Genomic DNA, 16,691 nt, shown 5'->3' with positions numbered 1-16,691 from the left:
AAAGCCGGGCCGGGGGAGGGGGCGTCGCCCGAGCCGCGGCGCTCGCTCGGCAAGCTCGAGCTGGTCGTCAGCTACGTCGATGGCTATCGCGAGCTTCCTGTCATCGAGCTCAGCGAAGCAGCGTGACCCGACCGCAGGGCGCGTCGCGACCACGATGGCGAAACCGTGGTCCGCCCGGATCCCGGCGCAAGCGTCGCTTTCGCACGCACGGCAGCGGAACGCGCGCGCGCCGAGCCGCTTCGAGCGGTCATTCGCCCGCGTCGGCGACGTCGCCGGGCTCGAAAGAGGCGTCATTTCTCCCTGGGAAAGGTCGATGAACCGGGACAGACGGTCCCCCGCAGGCGCGCTGCCGGGCGCGGCATGCGGTGTGCTTGTCCATTGTCGATGTTCAAATCGAATCACGGCGCTGCATTGCTGTTTGTCGCCACGCTATCGTTTGCGTGCTCCGATGTGATGCACGAAGAGCTGCACGGCGACGTTTCCGAGGCGCGAGCCGAGCTTTCGAGGCATCACGGACTGGTCATTGCCGCCACCTCCCTCGCCTCCGTCCAGGCCGATATCGCGCCACACGAGCAGAAGCTGGACGCTTTTCTGAATCGGGTGGGAGCGGGCGCGAAGCACTGTACGGAACTCGGGGAGGCGACGATGCACAATTCGATGGCAATCGCGAACGAAGAAATCGACGCGCACACCCAAACGGTGCTCGCAACAGATGACGTGGAATCGGCCCGGGCGAGTTGCGGACAATACCTCGAGAACATGCGGCACTTGCTGAGCGCCATCGATCTTTCGCTGACGGACATGGATTGTGAAGTGTCGGAGTGATCGCAAGCGCGGCCCGCGTCCGTCAGAGGGAGAGCCCGAGAGTCCAGCCCTCCCGGGAGCGAATGCCGGGCCACATCTCGTATCGTTCAGCCATCGCCATGCGCGGCGGACAACGTCTGAGACATCACGCGATGGCGCGCCGGGACTCAACGGCCTGCGGGGTTGGCAGGATCACCTCGACACTGGCTGGAAACTCGTGGTTAGCAGCACCCGAAACGTACGATCTCGGCAGTCCACCAGCCCCCGCGCCGGATGCGCTCCCTGCGTGCTCGAGCGCGGAGTCTGACAAGTCGACGTTGATCGCGCGGCCGGAGCGCGTCCCTATGCGAGAAGAAGGCGAGCGAAACACTTCTGTTGCGCGACGGCACGGTGCCGCCGGGTCTGGACTTATGCAGTGGGTCCGTCCACCATAGTCGACGGCGTCGAGATCAGCTTCTCCGCGGTCGCTTGCCGGGCGTTCACCTACGAATAAGAACTGACCAACAAAGGCGACACCGCCGATTCGGTCCAGTCGAAGCTCTCCGGCGTCGCGCTGCAGCCGTCGTTCAACTACGGCGTCGCGGCCAACGGCGGCACGGGTTACCGCGACGCGACGGGCGTTGCCGGCCCCACGACGGTGACGTTCTCCCGGTCGGAAAACCGCCGCAGCACCTCGGGGCATTTCAGCCTGCCGGTGATCAGCTCGCTGTGAGGCGCCAAAACAGACCTCAGGCGCGGAAACTCCTCAGCCTGAGCGCGTTGCCAATCACCGACACCGAGCTCAGGCTCATGGCCGCCGCGGCGAAGATGGGGCTGAGCAGCAGGCCGAAGGTCGGGTAGAGCACGCCGGCCGCAATGGGCACGCCGGCCGCGTTGTACGCGAAGGCGAAGAACAGGTTCTGTTTGATGTTCGCCATGGTGCGCCGGGACAGCCGACGCGCCCGAACGATGCCTCTGAGATCACCCTTCACCAGCGTCACGCCCGCGCTCTCCATGGCAACATCGGTGCCGGTGCCCATGGCGATGCCAACGTGAGCGAGAGCCAGCGCCGGCGCGTCGTTGATGCCATCCCCCGCCATGGCGACCGTGCGCCCCTCGCTCTGAAGTCGTTCGACCCCAGCGGCTTTCTGGTCGGGCAGCACCTCGGCGATGACGTCGTCGATGCCCAGCCGCTTGGCGACGGCGAGCGCCGTCGTCTTGCCGTCTCCGGTCATCATCACGACCCGAATTCCTTCGGCGTGCAGCTCTCGGATCGCCTCGGGGTGCTCTCTTTGATCGGGTCTGCGACGCCCAACAGGCCCGCCGCCTCGCTGTCGACCGCGACGAACATGACGGTCTGTCCCTCCGCGCGCAGCTCTTCGGCGCGCTCGAACAGCTTGGAAGCGTCCACGCTCAGGTGTTCCATCAGCGCGCTGTTACCGAGCGCGACGGGCCGTCCGTCCACGACGCCCTCGACCCCTTTGCCGGTGGAGGGACTCGAAGCGCTCGGCGCTCCCGGGCGCAACACCGCGCGTCTTCGCGCCCTCGACGATCGCAGCGGCAAGCGGGTGCTCACTGGCGAGCTCGAGCGCCGCCGTCAGACCCAGCAGCGTCGTTTCGTCGACACCTGCGACAGTCACCACACTCACGAGCTTGGGAGCTCCCTCGGTCAACGTGCCGGTCTTGTCGACCACCAGCGTGTCGACCTTGCGCAAGACCTCGATCGCCTCGGCGTTCCGGAACAGGACGCCGATCGAGGCCCCCCGCCCCGTCGCGACCATGATCGACATGGGGGTCGCCAAGCCAAGGGCGCAGGGGCAGGCGATGATCAACACCGCCACGGCGTTGACGAGAGCGTGAGCCATGCGTGGCTCGGGGCCGAAGGACGCCCAGACGGCGAACGTGGCGACCGCAACGGCGATGACGGCGGGCACGAAGTAGCCGGCCACGACGTCCGTCAATTTCTGGATCGGCGCGCGGCTGCGCTGGGCCTCGGCGACCATGGTCACGATGCGAGAGAGCAGCGTCTCGGAGCCGACCTTCTCGGCCCGGATGACCAGGCTGCCCGTGCCGTTGATCGTCGCGCCGATGGCGGTGTCGCCGGCGGCTTTGCCGACTGGGATGGGCTCGCCGGTGACCATCGACTCGTCGATGCTGCTCTGACCCTCGAGCACCACGCCGTCGACCGGGACTTTCTCCCCGGGTCGCACTCGCAAGCGATCCCCGACCTTCACGGCGTCGAGCGGTACGTCCTCTTCGGTGCCGTCGTCGAGGATGCGCCGCGCGGACTTGGCGGCCATGCCGAGCAGCTTCTTGACCGCGGCGCTGGTCTGACTGCGGGCCCGAAGCTCCAGCACCTGGCCGACCAAGATCAGCGTGACGATGGTGCCCGCAGCCTCGAAGTACACGGCCACCTCGCCACCCTCGAGGCGGAACGATGCCGGAAAGACTCCGGGCAGAAGCGCGGCGACCAGGCTGTAGCCGTACGCGGCGCTCACGCCGAGCGCGATCAGCGTGAACATGTTGAGGCTCTTGTTCACGAGCGATTGCACGCCCCGAACATAGAAGGGCCATGCCGACCACAAACAAACCGGCGTCGCCAGACCGAGCTCGAGCATGACGCGGGAGCGCTGAGACAGGAGCGCCGAGACGGGTCGTCCCGGCAGCATGTCCCCCATGGCCACGAAGATCAGCGGCAGAGTGAGTGCGGCAGCGAACCACAGACGGCGCTGCATGTAACGAAGCTCGGCGTCTTCGTTCTCGTCGTCGAGCACGACGTCCATCGGCTCGAGCGCCATGCCGCAGATGGGACAGCTCCCGGGCGCATCACTCACCACCTCGGGGTGCATCGGGCAGGTGTAACGACGACCGGGTGCTTGCGTCGCGCTCTCGGCGGGCGGGACAGCTGGGGTGTCGGCCAGGTAGCGCTCGGGGTCCGCCCGGAATTTTTCGAGGCACCGCGCGCTGCAGAACGAGTAGTCGTTCGATCCGTGTGTGGTCTGATGAGCCGAGTCGGGCTTGACCGCCATGCCACAGACCGGGTCCTTCTGGCCCCGTTCCGGCCCGGAGTCTGTCGAATGGTCGTGGTCGTGCATGGTTCCTCGGAGGGTGCGCCAATCGGTCGCGGAGTACTTGTGACCGTGTGAGTCACAGCGTGACCGTTGGGGACACGAAGTTCGACGCGGGGCTCAACCGCCGCAGTTAGCGCTGGGATTGCCCTTCGAACGGCATCCACAACCTCCGGGAACCCGCTGGCACATGGAGGAGCCGCAGCACGCGCCCGGCGCTGCAGGAGCCAGTGCGGGGTCCGCTGGCGCGGGCGCCCTCGGCGCTGGGCTTTCATTCCGGGTGTCCGCCCGAGCGGCCGGTGGCGGCGTTGGCGTCGGTTCGGCGCTGGGGATCGGCGTGACGGCCGTGCTCGGCGATGCATCGACCTCACAGCCGAGGACGACGAACAGCGCCGTGCCCGACAGAACGTACGTGAAAAATCCGAGCTTCGACATTTGTGGGTGGTCCTTTCCGGGTACGAGCTCAGTTGATCACGACTGACGATTTGAACATCCCCATGCCACACTGGAACGCCAGCGTTCGCGCCGAATCGGTCGGAACGCTGACCTCGACGGCTTGTTTCAGCGGCAGGTCCTTCTCCAGCTTCAGCTCCGGAAAAACGACCTTCTTGGCGCAGGTCTCGTCCGACACACGGGTGAAGCGGAGCGTGGCTTTCTCGTGGGCATTCAGCGCGATGTTGCTCGGGGTGAACCCGTCGCTGCCGACCTGAATGTCGATCACGCGCGCCGCTGTGGCGGCCGGAGTGGTGGGCGCGGCCGGAGTGCCGGAGCCGGATGCCGCGGTTCCGGGGGACTCGCAGGCCGTCAGAAGGGATAGGGACAGGGCGAGGGACAGGCTGAGGCATTTCATGGCGCGACGAATTGCACGTCGCGTGCCGCGGCCTCTTCACTGTGGAAATCAGCGATTTTCCCCGTGAGAAACCCACAAGCAGCGGCGTCCCGCGGCCCGGCGTGACCGACTCGGTCACGCTGCGCGTTGGGGCGCGTCAGCCCCCTTCCGATCGAACCCCGTAGCGCCGGAGCAGACGGTAGAAGCTCTCCCGCTCGATGCCCGCGTGGGCCGCGGCGTCCGCGACGCGCCCGTCGAAGCGCTCCATGACGGCGCTGAGGTAGAGCTGCGCGGCCTCCTCGCGTGCGTGCTCGAGCGCCGCTTGCCAGGTGAGATTAGCCAGCTCGCTCCCACCGCTCGGCGCTCGGCGCTGGAGCAGCTCATCGGGAAGATCACTCACATTGACGGTGTCGCCCGGGGCGAGTAGATACGCGCGTTCGACCGCAGAGCGGAGCTGGCGCACGTTGCCGGGCCAGTCGTAGGCGCTGAGCCGGGCCAACGCTTCGTCACTGAAGCCTTCGATGCGGCGGTCCGAAATCGACGCGGCGCGTTCGCGCAGAAAGTGGCGAGAGAGCAGCGGGATGTCGTCCTTCCGCTCCCGGAGCGGTGGCACCGAAACCCGTGCCACGTTGAGGCGATACCAGAGATCTTCGCGGAAGGTGCCGGCCTTGACCATGGCCTCCAGATCACGATGCGTCGCCGCGACCAGGCGCACGTCCACGCTGCGCTCGCGGGACTCACCCAGGCGGCGCACGGCCTTCTCTTCGATCGCCCGGGTGAGCTTGGCCTGCAGCGACAGGCGGAGCTCGCCGATCTCGTCGAGGAACAAAGTCCCATGGTTCGCCTCTTCGAACAGCCCTCCGCGATCGCGGGACGCGCCGCTGAATGCACCTTTCGCGTAGCCGAAGAGCTCACTCTCGAGCAGCTCCGCGGGGATGGCCGCGCAGTTGACCGCCACGAAGCGCTGCGACGCCCGGTCGCCCTGGGTGTGGAGGGCCCGCGCAATGCGCTCTTTGCCGGTGCCGGTCTCCCCGATCACCAGCGCGGTCGCGTCGCTGGCCGCGTACCGCACCACCTGAGCCGCTAGCTCCCGCATCGGTGGCGAGCGGCCGACGAGACCCGGCAGCAGTTCTTTGGGAGTGGGGTCGTCGCCATTCGGTTCACTCGCGGGCGCCGAGCGCCCCACGGCGCTGAGCACGACTCCACGCAGCTGATCGGGATCGAACGGCTTGGTGATGTAGTCGTACGCACCAAGTCTCAGCGCTTCCACGGCGGTCGCGACGGAGGCGTACGCCGTCATCAGGATGAACTCGGTGTTCGGGCGCAACCGCTTGCACTCACGCAGTACTTCGATGCCCTCCATGTCCGGCATGCGCAGATCACACACGACGACTGAAACCGGCTGGGCTTTCAACACTTCGAGCGCCTCGCGTCCGCCCGAGGCCGTGAGCACTCGCACGTCCTTGCCCAGCACCTTCTTGGCCAAGCTCAGCATGTTCGCCCGGTCGTCCACCACCAAGACGCTGTGCTCACCCATGGCTCGCCTCCACTGGCTCCGGCCGATCGAGGAGTGTCACCACTACCCGCGTGCCTCCTCCCTTCCGCTCCTGAAGCTCGATGCTACCGTCATGCGCCTCGACGATGCCCTTGCAAACCGCCAGCCCGAGCCCCGAACCCCCGCGGCGACCGCTGAAGAACGGCTCGAAGGCTCGCCCTCGCAGCGACTCGGGTAGCCCCGGACCGCGATCGGATACCGAGAGGCGATAACCGCCAGAAATGGCCTCGCCCGTCACCTCGACCGTCGAGCTCTCCGCAGAGGCCTGGATGGCGTTGCGCAGCAGGTTCTGCACGACCTGACGCACTCTAAGCGCATCCACCACACACTCCGCCTGCTCGACCTGAGTGAGGATCGTGCGCTCCTTGGCGTCCGCACTGGCTCCGAACCGCTCCGCTGCCTGGCGAACGAGGTCGTCCATTCGGGCGCGCTCGACGATCAGCTCACCCGAGCGCGCATAACTCAGGAGGTCCTCGGCGATGCGCTGGCAGGCGACCGCCTCCTCGTCCAAAATACGGAGCTCTGCTTTCAGCTCGGCATCGGCCTCCTTCAACATCGTGGCGACGTATCCACGAATCACCCCGATGGGGTTGTTGATCTCGTGGGCCACGCCCGCTGCGAGCTGTCCAATTGCGGCCATGCGCTCGTTGGCGACCAGTTTCTTTTGGTGCGCTCTGAGCTGTTCAGCCATCCGGTCGAAGGCTTGGGACAGGAGCGCGAGCTCCCCCCGACCAACCGGGCCGACCCGCGTGTCGAGATCACCGGTGCCCAAGCGTTGCGCCGCGGCCGTCAGTGTGGCGAGAGGTCGCAGCACCACTTTGCGCAAGTTGAGCGCCAAGAGCGCAGCCACGACCGCGAGCAACACCATGCCGGTGATGCTTGTTAACCAGGCCGAGCGTGCCGCGGCGATCGCGTCTTTGTGCGCACCGGCCATCAAATCCTCGACCCCGCGGGCCACCAGATCGGCCTCGGCAGCAGCGGTCATCGACAAGGCCTCGATGCGGGCGTGCGGCTGCTTGATGGCCTGGAGATCATGGCGGGTGATCGCCGGCATGATCTCCCCACGAAAGACCTGATCCATCTTGCGACTGGCTTCACCAATGGCCTCGACACGGTGGTTCTGGGACGCGGGGACCGCGCCGCGCAGCAGCCCTGTCGCCTGCCGGACGTTGGCTGCCCAGCGTTCGTAGTGTGGCACGTGATCCAAGTCGCCGTGCACGATGCAGTGAGCCACGTGGATGTACTGCTCGCGAATCGCAGTGGCCAGACCCAGGCTGTCGCGAATCGCCATTTCGTCCGCGCGCATCTGCTCCAGATCCGCCTTGACCCTTCGCAGCAGGGTCAGGTGAACGACACTGAGACCCGCCGCGATGATCCAGACTATGAAGAACGCCGCTGAGAGCTGCCGGCCGATGCGACGCGGTGGCGATGTCCCCGCGACTCGTGTGCTCGGCGACGACGGGTCAGAAGCTCGCGCGCTGGTTTCTGGGTGACATGCCAGCACAGAGGGTACCAGAAACCTCCCTGGATTCCCGCGGCCCGCGCTCTCGACTTCGCATGCCTGTCAGCCGACGACGCCTGGCGTGGCAGCGGGACGCGCGATTGCCTTCGGCAGAGCGTGTCTACTGAACGTGCAACTCGCCCATCATGCCACCCTCGGCGTGCTCGAGAATGTGACAGTGGTACATCCACATGCCCGGCTCGTCGAAGCGCGAAGCGAGCTCCAGCGTCTCGTGCGCCTTGACGATGATCGTGTCCTTGTTCTTGGGTTTGCCGGCTTCGCCCAGGCGTTGAAAGAAAAAGCCGTGAAGGTGAAAGGGGTGATCCATGTCGCTTTCGTTCTTCACGGTCAGCACGTGCACGCTGCCATTCTCGGCCACGAGCGGCGGCACGTTGGGGTACGTCCCCCCGTTCACGGTGAAGACCAGCGACCCGGACCCATCGAACGCTTCCCCGAGCGCAATGGGCATGTCCGCCAGCCCCGGCGGAAGTTTCTCGATGTCCGGAAAAGCGGTAGGCAACACGCGACCCGTGAGCGCCGGCGCGTCCGACAACCTCACGCGGCCGAGCGGCATCGGCTCCGCACTCCCCGAGCCATGTCCGCGGGCGTAGGGTTCGTTCCATAACGTGAAGCTCGCGCGAGGCTTCCCAGTCGGGATCAGCACGACGTCGTAGCGTTCTCCCGGTGCCATGAGCAGCGTCTCGGTGTCCCACGGTTCTGGCACGAGACCCCCGTCGGTCCCGATGACGTGAAAGGTGTGACCCTCGAGTCGGAGCTTGAAAAAACGACCGTTCGCCACGTTGACCAGGCGCAGTCGCTCCAGCGCTCCGGACGTCAGCGCGATGTCCGGCCGGGCGGCTCCATTGATCAGGAGCACGTTCCCCTCGCGCCCCATCATCTTGGACTCGTCGTCCAGGTATTCGGGGAAGGTTCCATCGGGACGGACGTCGACGTCGTCGAGCACCATGACGGTCTCGTGATCCACGACGGGTTCCGCCGCGCCCCGCACGAGCAGCGCTCCGTAGAGGCCCTTCTCGATCTGAATGTCGGAGCGCACGTGCGGGTGGAACCAGAAGAACCCTGCGTCCTTCAGCTCGAACGCGTACTCGAAGCTCTGGCCGGGCTCGATGGGCGACTGCATCGCCATCGTGCCGTCCATCTTCGCGGGCAGCCTCAGTCCATGCCAGTGAATGGAGGTGGACTCGGGTAGCTCGTTGTGAAAGTGCACGACGAGCTGGTCGCCTACCTTGGCCTCGAGCAATGGTCCCGGAACGGTGCCCTCGTAGGTCCACACCTGGGAGGGCTTGGAGCCGGGGTACTGCTTCGTGGCTTCCTTCGCGCGGATCGTGACCTCGACCACGTTCGGGTCGGAATTTTCGTCCGGCACCCTCTGGAGCGTGGGCAAGGCCGGCGCGCCGCGCTCGGGGTGCGAGTCATCGCCGGAACACCCGGCGACGAATGGCAACGCCATCGTCACGCCAAACCGAAACAGCGCGCGCATCGCACTCATGGCGTACCGGCCATCAAGTCCGAGTAGGCGGAGAAGGTCTCGCCTTTCCGGCAGCGCACGCGGTAGAAGTACTCGACCTTCTCCGTAGCAGTGCCGTCGTGTTTGTTGTCCACGGATCCGGGGACGGCAAAAACCACTGCAAACTCGCTCGACGGGGACTTGCGCTCGCCTTCGATCTCGTCGCAGTCGGGCTGAATGTTGTTCCAGGTGACGTGCAGCCCGGCGGGAGCCATCGGCATCACCATCTCCATGACGGGTGCAGAGAGCGACTGGGTCGAGCCAGAATCGTCGCCGTCACCCGAGCCACAGGCGGTCAAGAGCAACACGCAGCAGACTGCAATTCGTTTCATCTTCGCTGGTCCTGTTTCAACGGTTTTTCCCAAACGTCCAAGCCCTGACACCCGAAGCCAAAGGGCCGTGCAGCTGCTCATGCCGATTCGCGCCGCTCCGTTGGCGCACCTTCGGCGAACCAGCTGGCGAGCGGGGCGACGGGCAAGGCAAGCGCCTCGAAGCCCGGCAGGATCAGGTCGCGGAGCGCGGTCATGAGTGCGCCATTGATCAGCTCAGCGCTGGGCGCGCCTTGCTCGACGAACTGATCCGTCCCCGGGTAGTCGCGCGGCGACTCGCGCCACATGCGGAGATTGGCGCGGGCGAGGCCCGGCAGCCACGGGCCGATCGCGGTGCGCAAGCGCGGCTCGAGGCCAGCCAAAAAAGCCCACCCGAGGCGAGCGTGGTCGATCTCGTCGCTCAGGAGCTCCTGCAGTGCGCGGTGCGCCATCGGCCCGGTCGCCGCAGTAGATGCCGCTTCCAGAAAACCGCTGGCCAAGGTCTCGTTGAAACAGCAATGCCCGACGACCCAGAGGGCGTGGCGCACGTCTTCCGCGGCGCGCTCGTGTTGTGGATAGCTGAAGGGAAGTGCGTCCGGCAGCTCCAGCTCGTGCGCGGCGAAACAAGAAGCTGTGTAGCGACAGATCTCCGCATGACGGTGCTCGTCGTCGATGGCGCGCTCCGCGAGCTCGACGAGCGACCGATCGGTCCGGAGCGCCGTCAGCGCATCACGGATCACTTCGAACGAGCTGGCGACTCGGAACTCGGTCGCCGAGCGCGCCAGCCACACCGCGGCAAGTTCGCTGCGCTCGGTTTCGGCTAGGCCGTCCACCGTGGCGTCACCACTCAGGAGTGGGCGACCGGTGAGACGCCCGCCCCAACGTCCGTCGGCTCGAATCTTCATTTGGTGGGGTGCCAGCCGTCGCCGCCGTCGCCGGCATCGAAGTCGTGAGCATCCGTCGCCGCATCCTCAGCGACCCCGGCGTCGGTACCCGTCGCACCGGCAGTGCCCGCGCCACCCGCAGCACCCGCTGCGCCCGCGCTACCCGCAGCGCCACCGGATGCACCAAGCCCCGCGCCGCCTCCGCTCGCACCGCCACCTGTGCCGCCAGCAGACACTCCGCCCGCACCACCGCCGCCGGCTGTGCTGCCGCCCGTCCCACCACCAGGGCTCGCGTCTTCGCCACCGCACGCTGCGGCACCGAGTGAGAGTCCTGCCAGAACGACCGCGTGAAACAGCTTGCTCCGCCCGAGATGCATGCCCAAGCAATAGCTGCGAGCCGCGGAACGCGCAACGGGACAGATGGGGAAGCGCGGACAGCACCTCGACCTCACGGTGTGCCCGTCGCATCCACACGCCGACGCGGGTACCGCCGGCCGGCACCCCGCACCGATTGGCCGCACATGCACCGCGCTGTTTTCCCGCGGCTAGCTGGCGCACGCGGAGCGGGTGTGATCACGAGCGTCACACGCGGACGTCGTTCGGACGACCCTGCTGCTCGCGCAGCGCCGCCTCCGACCGTGCGAGGACGACGCGCGCCACCGGAAGAAGCGCGGCAGCCGAGGCGCCGACCCAGGGCCGCCCGACCCGCCATGAACCGGTGTGACGAGGACTCTCAGCGCGATTGGCGTGCTGGAATGCCGCCCAACGCAGCTCCGCCGGGTCACCGAGATTCAGCTCGGCGCCCGCCGCTCGTCCGGCGCCGACCAAGCCGGAAACCTGCACCGCGAGCTCGACGAGTGCGGCGAGCTCGGGCCGATCGTTGTGAGCCAGCCATCGTTCGCCCCGGCGGGCGCGCAGCCAGGAGTCCGCCCCGTCGCTCCAGCTCTCCGCGATCGCCGTTAGCGCCTCCCGACGAAATGCGGGTTCGACCTCACTCGGTGCCGAATCGCGCTCCGTGTAGAACAACTCCCCCGTCACACAAAGGTCCGGAACGATCTCCCACAGGCGGTCGACGAGCGCCGCCGGCGACACGCGCTCCGCAAGCCGCCGCGCGACGATGGGCCGGAGCTCTTCACTGAAGCGGAACTCGGGCGCTAGATACAGGCAAAGCGCCTCCATCGTGACGAGGGCCTTGGCCTGCAGCAGCATCTCGCTCGGAAATACGACGCCGTGGCGAGCGCCAGCCTGGACCACCTCGAGGTACGTCCGAGCGAGACTCTGCTCCGTGACGCTGCTGCCATCGAACACATCGAGGATGGCGTCGTAGGCGGCGCGATAACCGAGGAGGTCGGCGGCCTTTGTCTCACTGGCGGCTCGCCCCCCCCCCCGCGCCCCCCCCCCCCCCCCCCCCCGGGGGGCCCCCCCGGCCCCCCCCCCCCCCCCCCCCCGGGCCCCCGCGCCCGGCCGGCCCCCGGAGGCCGGGGCCCCCCCCCCGCCCCCCCCCCGCGGGGACCCCCCCCCCCGGCCCCCCCCGCCGCCCCCGGGGGGGCGGCCGCCGGGCCCCGGGCCCGCCCCCCCCCCCGCCCCCGGGCCCGCCCCGCGCCCCCCCCCGACCCGGGCCGGGGGGGGACCCCCCCCCCCCCCCGCCCCCGGGGGCCGCCGGGGCCCCCGCCCCCGCCCGCCCCCCCGGCCGACCCCCCCCCGGCCCCCCCCGCCCGCCCCCCCCGCCCGGAAGCCCCGGGGGGCGCCCCGCGCCCCGGCCCCCGGGGGGGGGGGGCGGGCCCCCCCCCCGCCCGCCCCGACCCGCGGGGGGCCCCCCGCCCCGCCCCCGCCGCCCCCCCCCCCCCCCGGGGAACCGGCCGCCCGGGGCCCCCCCCCGGGGCCGCCGCCCCCCGCCGGGGACGGCGCCCCCCCGGGCGGGCGGGGCGCGGCCCCCCCCCCCCGGGGGGGCCCCCGGAGCCCCCCCCAGGGCGAAAAAAAACCCCCCCGCCCCGGGGGCGGGGGGGGGAGGGGGGGGCCCCCCGACCCAGGCGAAAGGCGGCCCCGGGGAGCCCGCCCCGGGGAAACCCCGGGGGGGGCCGGAAAAGAGGGGGGGGAAAAAAACCGGGGGCCCCCGCCCCAGGAAAGCGCGGGGGGGGCCCCCCCCCCCGGCCCCCCCCCCGGGGGGACACCCCCCCCCGCCCCGGCCCCCCCGGCCCCCCCCCCCCCCCCCCCCCGCCCCCCCCCGCGTCCCCCCCTGCCCCCCCCCCCCCCCCCCCCCCCCCCCCCCCCCCCCCCTCTTCCCCACGGGGAAACCTCCCCCCCCCGCCCGGCCCCACAACCCCCCCCCAGGAGGCCCCCCCCGCCCAGCCTGCCCCAGCCCCCCCGGCCCCCCCTCCCCCCCACCCCCGGGCCCCCGGCCCCCCCGGCCCCCCCGCCCCCGACCCCCCCCCCCCCCCCCCCCCCGCCCCCCCCCCCCCGGCCCCGGACGCCGTCGCCCCCAAAGACCGCCCCCCCGCCCGTGGGCGCGCGGCCCCCCCCCCGCCGGCCCCGTCCCCGCCCGCCCCGGGCGGGCGCGCGGTCCGCCGCCGCCGCCTTCGTGGGTCAGGTGGCGACGGCCTGGTTTGTCGTAGGCCAAGAACCGGGAGCCCACCCCACCCTCTCGGAGGAAGAGCCACTGACACGCTCCTTGCCGGTCCGGCGCCCACAAATCGTAGCGTGCGAAGCCAGTGAACGCGTCGAAGACCTGCTCCACCGGCTGGGTAAATTCGGTGGCCAGCTCCGCGTGCACGGTGCGCGCGGAGTCACTGCGGGAGTGCTGGTGGTCATTCGCCGTCGTCATGGCGCAACACGCTGGTTCACTGTTCCTGCTGGCTCTTGGGTTTGACCGGCAGCAGCTTCATCCCGCACTTCGAGCAGCTCGAGGGTCGAGTGTCAGTCACCTCGGGATGCATGGGGCAGGCGTACGTCGTGGCGCCAGCGGGGTCTGCGGCGTGAGGCTCGGCAGCATGGGCTTCTTGCTGCGGACCAGCGGAGGTCGTCTTTTCACACGCCGCCACCAGCGCCAGGGTCGAGATGGATCCGAACATCAGGATCACGAGTCGTGTTTTCATGTTCGTCGAGATTTGCAACTGCCATGCCGAGGTCCCGCGCGAAGTCAGCGCGGCGTCCAGTTCCGGCGACGAGCGAGCCGAGACCAGGGCGTGCTTTTCGCGCACGCAAGTCGTCGGGTTCGCCTCGCCGCCTCCCATCATTGCCCCCGCCGCGGACCGGCGCGCCTCCGAGCGCCCGGCCCGCGGAGCCTTTTCAAGTCTTGCTCGGGACTAAAGAGGGTGTCCCTCTTCGCAGTGCGCGATTGGCCGAAGCTTCCATCGTTGCATGACCACTTCCGTCTCCCATCTGCGCCAGCGGGCGCGGCTACCGCGAAGCACACACTGTGCCCGGCAGACGGACGCGAGCCTCGGCACAGCCGTTGCTCGGGAAAGAACGGGGCGCTTCCCGGCCCGCTGTGCGACTCACCCATCACAACCGCTCATACCAAGCGAATCCAGCCCCGATGGTCGGAGTTGCGGCGGGAAGCCGGGAGCGCCCCAGCTTGTCCGATCCCTCGCTGGGGTGACCGGAAAGGTCACATTGGATCGCGGCGTGACGTCAGCGATCACGGAGCGCGGACGACTTCGCGGTATGAGTGGGCGAATGAATCGGCTTCAGACCATGGAAGCCGGCAAGCTGTTGCCGCCGTCGGAGGCGCTCGCTCGAGCAGCCCGAGCGGGTGCCGTTTCTCCGATCGGCCTCGAGCTCCGCGCCTCTCCAGCGGGCCAATTCTGGTTGGTACGGACCAAGCAGCATTCGGTGCGGCTCTGTGCCGAGAGCGGTGAGCCCGCCGAAGTCACGCGCCAGGAAGCGGAAGCCACCGCCCGACGCGATCAGCCCGGCTCACCGGCAGTGCGCGACGCACAGCGGCTCGAGACGAAGTCGGTGGAGTTTCGAGGGAAACCGCTGCCTGCGTGGCGCGTCGAGATGGACGACGAAGCGCATACGTTCGTCTAGGACGCCTCGACGGGGGAAGTATCAGCGCGTCGCAGCGATCTCTGGCGAGTCGACGATTTTCTGTGGTCGCTCCACATCATGGACTACCGCGAGCGCGACGGCTTCAACCACTAGCTGATTCGCTTCGCGGCCCTCCTGGCGGTTGCCACGGTGCTCAGCGGGCTCGGCCTCTGGGTGCTTCGGGCGGGGCGCTGGTGGCGTGAGCGGCGAAAACGCTGAGGCGCGATGCGTCAGTCGCCGCTCACTCGATACAGCTCGGGGGAGGCCAAGAACGCCGCCTGGCACGCCGCCGAACAAAACCGAAGCGTGCGCCCAGAGACGTCACTGGTGAAGGCGTCGTTCATGGGATCGACCCGCATGCGACACACGGGATCGATCTGGGAAACACTCGGTGGACCGAACGCCGCGACGATCTCGAACGCCTGGATGGGTTCCAGTACGTTCTTGAACCGGACCGCTCCGAGCGAAACCATCAGCACGTCGGAGCGCTCGCCCAACGCCTCGCGGAATCGCCGACTGCACAACACCTGCCCCGAGCGACCGTAGGCCGCCAAGCGAGCCGCCACGTTCACAGTCGAGCCGAACAGGTCGCCCGAGCGCTCCACCACTGGTCCAAGGTGGATGCCCGCTCGCATCTCCGGATAGTCCGGCTCGCCCTCCATGGCGGTGCGAAGACAGAGGAGTGAGTCCAAGAGGTGCGCCGGCTCTGGCCCGGCCAACATCACCGCGTCGCCGATGGGCTTCACGAACCGGGTGGAACCCCGCAAGCTCTGACGAGTGAGCGCATAGAATCGCTCCGCCACGTTCGCGGCGTCGTCGTCTCCGTGCGCCTCGGTCAAGGCCGTGTAGCCGGCGAGGTCGGCGAAGAGGATTCCGAGTACCGGCTCCTGACTCATCTTCGCCGACCAAAGCTAGCACCGACCGTGCCATGAGCGGACGGCCGCGTTCGGGCCTGCTCGAGCCGTTCACCGGGTTCAGGGTCGACCGAACCCTCTTCGGCCGCCGATCGCGCGCCGCGGCTTGCTCACGGCATCGCGCCGCTCCGATGCCAGTGCGAGATCCCGTTGGGCTTCGTTCCCACCGCGATGGTCGCAACCGCCTCCATCTTCGCGGTGTCGACCACCGACACGGAGTCATCGGAGACGTTGGTGACGTACGCCAGCCCGCCGTCATCGCTGAGCACAATCCCATGCGCGCCCTGACCCACCTGTATGGTCCCGACTACCTTCGCAGCGTCGACGTCCACCGCGTACAGACGATTCGATGCCGGCCTCCCGAGCAGGAGACCCTGGTCGCAGACCCAAACGGTCTTCGAATCGGGCGACGGGTAGAGCTGGACCGGCCCTTGCGCCTCGGCTGGCAAGGCGATGCGCGTCAGTTTCTGGGTGTCGATTTCATAACGCACGACCTCTTTGGTGTCGTAGAGCGAAACGAACACGTACTTACCACCGGGCACACAGGCGGTCTGGACGGCGACGCCGCCGACGTCGACCTCGGTGACGGACCCGGCGACGGGCTCCACGGCCGCCAGGCTCTTCGCCTTCATGTTCGCAACCCAGAGCCGGTCGCGGCACCAGCGCATGCCGTGCGGCCCGCGATCGGCGCCCAGATCGATGGTGCGCAACACCTTCCTCGACACCGCGTCGAGCTCGAGCACGGCATTGCCTTCGTTCGCGCTGATGTAAGCCCGAGTCGAGCTTGGGTCGAGCACGACGTGAGCTACGTGAAGCTCCGTTCCGAGCTCGATGTCACCCACGAACTGGTTGGTCTCAGGGTCGATCACGAAAGCCTTCTCCATTCCGCCTTCCGTCATCGGCGGGGCTACCACCCAGACACTCTTACCATCGGGGGCAGCCTGGACGTTGTGCGGCATGTACATGCCCGAGCTCATCGGCAGCGGAAGCGTCGCTACCAGGGCGTTGGTGCCCTCTTCGATCACCGACACGCCGCCGCTGTCCTCGTCCGCAACGAAGATATGGTCGCGCTTCGCTCCGACCGACGAGCCCTCGTCCTCTCCGCCGCCACACCCCGCAACAGCCAACGACAAGGTCAACACGAACCCGACACCAACGCGCTGCATGAGCTACCTCCGCCGCGCTCTATAGTGAACGATGGCGAGCCGTGCCCGGGTGATCGTTCATCCGCATGACAGCCGTCATGACACACCCTCGCCTCGTGACGGACTCGGTCACACGGTGGTCGCCGT

13 protein-coding genes and 1 pseudogene are annotated in these 16,691 nt (G+C 68.5%); 2 read left to right on the top strand and 12 right to left on the bottom strand.

What is annotated here, in order from left to right; genetic code table 11:
• Positions 1-384: 384 nt before the first annotated feature.
• Positions 385-825 (top strand): hypothetical protein, encoded by a 441-nt coding sequence (locus IPI67_24175; protein MBK7583277.1) that lies wholly within the window; start codon positions 385-387, stop codon positions 823-825.
• Positions 826-1,532: 707 nt separating this feature from the next.
• Here IPI67_24175 and IPI67_24170 read toward each other — a convergent pair.
• From IPI67_24170 to IPI67_24125, 10 genes and pseudogenes are all read right to left on the bottom strand, one after another.
• Positions 1,533-3,878, bottom strand: a pseudogene (locus IPI67_24170) (heavy metal translocating P-type ATPase).
• Positions 3,879-4,314: 436 nt separating this feature from the next.
• On the bottom strand, positions 4,315-4,701 hold the full coding sequence (locus IPI67_24165; protein MBK7583276.1) for a cupredoxin domain-containing protein: 387 nt from the start codon (positions 4,699-4,701) through the stop codon (positions 4,315-4,317).
• Positions 4,702-4,837: 136 nt separating this feature from the next.
• Positions 4,838-6,217 (bottom strand): sigma-54-dependent Fis family transcriptional regulator, encoded by a 1,380-nt coding sequence (locus tag IPI67_24160; protein ID MBK7583275.1) that lies wholly within the window; start codon positions 6,215-6,217, stop codon positions 4,838-4,840.
• Positions 6,210-7,739, bottom strand: coding sequence for a HAMP domain-containing histidine kinase (locus IPI67_24155; protein MBK7583274.1), 1,530 nt, complete (start codon positions 7,737-7,739; stop codon positions 6,210-6,212). The genes IPI67_24160 and IPI67_24155 overlap by 8 nt, the downstream gene beginning before the upstream one ends.
• Before the next feature lie 118 nt (positions 7,740-7,857).
• On the bottom strand, positions 7,858-9,246 hold the full coding sequence (locus IPI67_24150; protein MBK7583273.1) for a multicopper oxidase family protein: 1,389 nt from the start codon (positions 9,244-9,246) through the stop codon (positions 7,858-7,860).
• On the bottom strand, positions 9,243-9,596 hold the full coding sequence (locus tag IPI67_24145; protein MBK7583272.1) for a hypothetical protein: 354 nt from the start codon (positions 9,594-9,596) through the stop codon (positions 9,243-9,245). The genes IPI67_24150 and IPI67_24145 overlap by 4 nt, the downstream gene beginning before the upstream one ends.
• Before the next feature lie 77 nt (positions 9,597-9,673).
• Positions 9,674-10,477, bottom strand: coding sequence for a hypothetical protein (locus tag IPI67_24140; protein ID MBK7583271.1), 804 nt, complete (start codon positions 10,475-10,477; stop codon positions 9,674-9,676).
• Positions 10,474-10,833, bottom strand: a complete 360-nt coding sequence (locus IPI67_24135; GenBank protein MBK7583270.1) for a hypothetical protein — start codon at positions 10,831-10,833, stop codon at positions 10,474-10,476. The genes IPI67_24140 and IPI67_24135 overlap by 4 nt, the downstream gene beginning before the upstream one ends.
• 205 nt (positions 10,834-11,038) lie before the next feature.
• The gene (locus tag IPI67_24130) at positions 11,039-11,764 is read right to left on the bottom strand and encodes a hypothetical protein (GenBank protein MBK7583269.1); all 726 of its coding nucleotides are present in this window, start codon (positions 11,762-11,764) and stop codon (positions 11,039-11,041) included.
• A 1,529-nt stretch (positions 11,765-13,293) separates the two neighbouring features.
• Positions 13,294-13,548, bottom strand: coding sequence for a hypothetical protein (locus tag IPI67_24125; protein ID MBK7583268.1), 255 nt, complete (start codon positions 13,546-13,548; stop codon positions 13,294-13,296).
• A 583-nt stretch (positions 13,549-14,131) separates the two neighbouring features.
• Between IPI67_24125 and IPI67_24120 the strand changes: the two genes are divergently transcribed.
• Entirely contained in the window at positions 14,132-14,485 is a 354-nt protein-coding gene (locus tag IPI67_24120; protein MBK7583267.1) for a hypothetical protein, read from the top strand.
• Positions 14,486-14,715: 230 nt separating this feature from the next.
• Here IPI67_24120 and IPI67_24115 read toward each other — a convergent pair whose 3' ends face one another.
• Positions 14,716-15,381, bottom strand: coding sequence for a YHS domain-containing protein (locus tag IPI67_24115; protein MBK7583266.1), 666 nt, complete (start codon positions 15,379-15,381; stop codon positions 14,716-14,718).
• A 128-nt stretch (positions 15,382-15,509) separates the two neighbouring features.
• Entirely contained in the window at positions 15,510-16,565 is a 1,056-nt protein-coding gene (locus IPI67_24110) for a hypothetical protein (GenBank protein MBK7583265.1), read from the bottom strand.
• Between the last annotated feature and the right edge of the window lie 126 nt (positions 16,566-16,691).

The sequence above is a fragment of the Myxococcales bacterium genome (assembly GCA_016706225.1).
GTDB lineage: Bacteria > Myxococcota_A > Polyangia > Polyangiales > Polyangiaceae > JADJKB01.
The sequence above is the reverse complement of the archived record's forward strand: the minus strand, read 5'-3'. Positions and strand labels throughout refer to the sequence as shown.

Bases quoted from the DNA above. Each gene is read 5' to 3' on its own strand.
- IPI67_24175 (MBK7583277.1), top strand. From the start codon at position 385: ATGTTCAAATCGAATCACGGCGCTGCATTGCTGTTTGTCGCCACGCTA.
- IPI67_24165 (MBK7583276.1), bottom strand. From the start codon at position 4,701: ATGAAATGCCTCAGCCTGTCCCTCGCCCTGTCCCTATCCCTTCTGACG.
- IPI67_24160 (MBK7583275.1), bottom strand. From the start codon at position 6,217: ATGGGTGAGCACAGCGTCTTGGTGGTGGACGACCGGGCGAACATGCTG.
- IPI67_24150 (MBK7583273.1), bottom strand. From the start codon at position 9,246: ATGAGTGCGATGCGCGCGCTGTTTCGGTTTGGCGTGACGATGGCGTTG.
- IPI67_24145 (MBK7583272.1), bottom strand. From the start codon at position 9,596: ATGAAACGAATTGCAGTCTGCTGCGTGTTGCTCTTGACCGCCTGTGGC.
- IPI67_24140 (MBK7583271.1), bottom strand. From the start codon at position 10,477: ATGAAGATTCGAGCCGACGGACGTTGGGGCGGGCGTCTCACCGGTCGC.
- IPI67_24135 (MBK7583270.1), bottom strand. From the start codon at position 10,833: ATGCATCTCGGGCGGAGCAAGCTGTTTCACGCGGTCGTTCTGGCAGGA.
- IPI67_24125 (MBK7583268.1), bottom strand. From the start codon at position 13,548: ATGAAAACACGACTCGTGATCCTGATGTTCGGATCCATCTCGACCCTG.
- IPI67_24120 (MBK7583267.1), top strand. From the start codon at position 14,132: ATGAATCGGCTTCAGACCATGGAAGCCGGCAAGCTGTTGCCGCCGTCG.
- IPI67_24115 (MBK7583266.1), bottom strand. From the start codon at position 15,381: ATGAGTCAGGAGCCGGTACTCGGAATCCTCTTCGCCGACCTCGCCGGC.
- IPI67_24110 (MBK7583265.1), bottom strand. From the start codon at position 16,565: ATGCAGCGCGTTGGTGTCGGGTTCGTGTTGACCTTGTCGTTGGCTGTT.